General features: G+C 47.8%; 1 protein-coding gene. It reads left to right on the forward strand.

Annotation, left to right across the window (positions count from 1 at the left end):
- Window positions 1-18: 18 nt before the first annotated feature.
- Window positions 19-872: phage tail tape measure protein (locus ACFINU_RS10485; protein WP_375667707.1), on the forward strand; the 854-nt coding region annotated here is incomplete at its 3' end.

The raw sequence follows: 872 nt of genomic DNA on the forward strand, positions 1-872 counted from the left end.
TTAGGATAAGAGACGATCATGGATATTTCTCTTGTTGTGCGTTTTGTCAATCATTTGCAAGAGGGGATCGCTTCTGCCAAGCGTGATCTTGCAGCCTTTAGTTCAGATGTTGCGCATTTCCAAAACAAGACACGAAAGCATTTTAAAGGGTGGTTTGACCCTGAGCATCTGAGCCAAGCGACAAAGAATGCGGAAAATGCTTTTATCCAAGCGCGGGGGCGCATGGTGGGTGCGCTTGCGCAAACAGCAACCTTAATTGCACCGCTCTATAAAGCCATGCAATTTGATCAATCGATGAAAGGCTTGGAAAAGGTTCTCGATGCCCCCCTTGATCGCTTAAAAGAATTGCGTCGTTTTGCCCTTGAGATCTCCACAAAAATCCCTCTAGCGGCGCGTGAGGTTTTAGAACTGATGACCAGTGCTAGCCAAGCAGGCATTGGTGAACAAGATCTCGAAGCTTTTAGCATTTATGCTGCCAAAGCGGCTGTTGCTTTTGATATGACGGGGGATCAGATTGGGGAGCGCTTTGCCAAATTGCGCAATGTCTTTAAGCTTAATCAGGAAGGCATTGAAGATCTAGGTGATGCTATCAATCATCTCTCGAACCACATGGCGGCAAAAGCCAGTGAAGTGTCTGATTTTACCAATCGTGCCACCGGTGCGGCAACCATGTTTAAGCTCACCGCGCGCGAAACTGCGGCATTTGGTACGGCGATGATTTCTGCTGGGATTGTTCCTGAGAGTGCAGCGCGTGGTTTTAATGCCATGAGTGCGCGTATTCAAGCAGGGGGCAAACATATTGAAGATGCTTTTGCCAATATTGGGCTTTCCCGCGAAAAATTCATGCAAGATCTCGACAAAGATGCCACCGG

It is taken from the genome of Bartonella sp. AC130YNZD (assembly GCF_042196865.1).
Taxonomy (GTDB): domain Bacteria; phylum Pseudomonadota; class Alphaproteobacteria; order Rhizobiales; family Rhizobiaceae; genus Bartonella.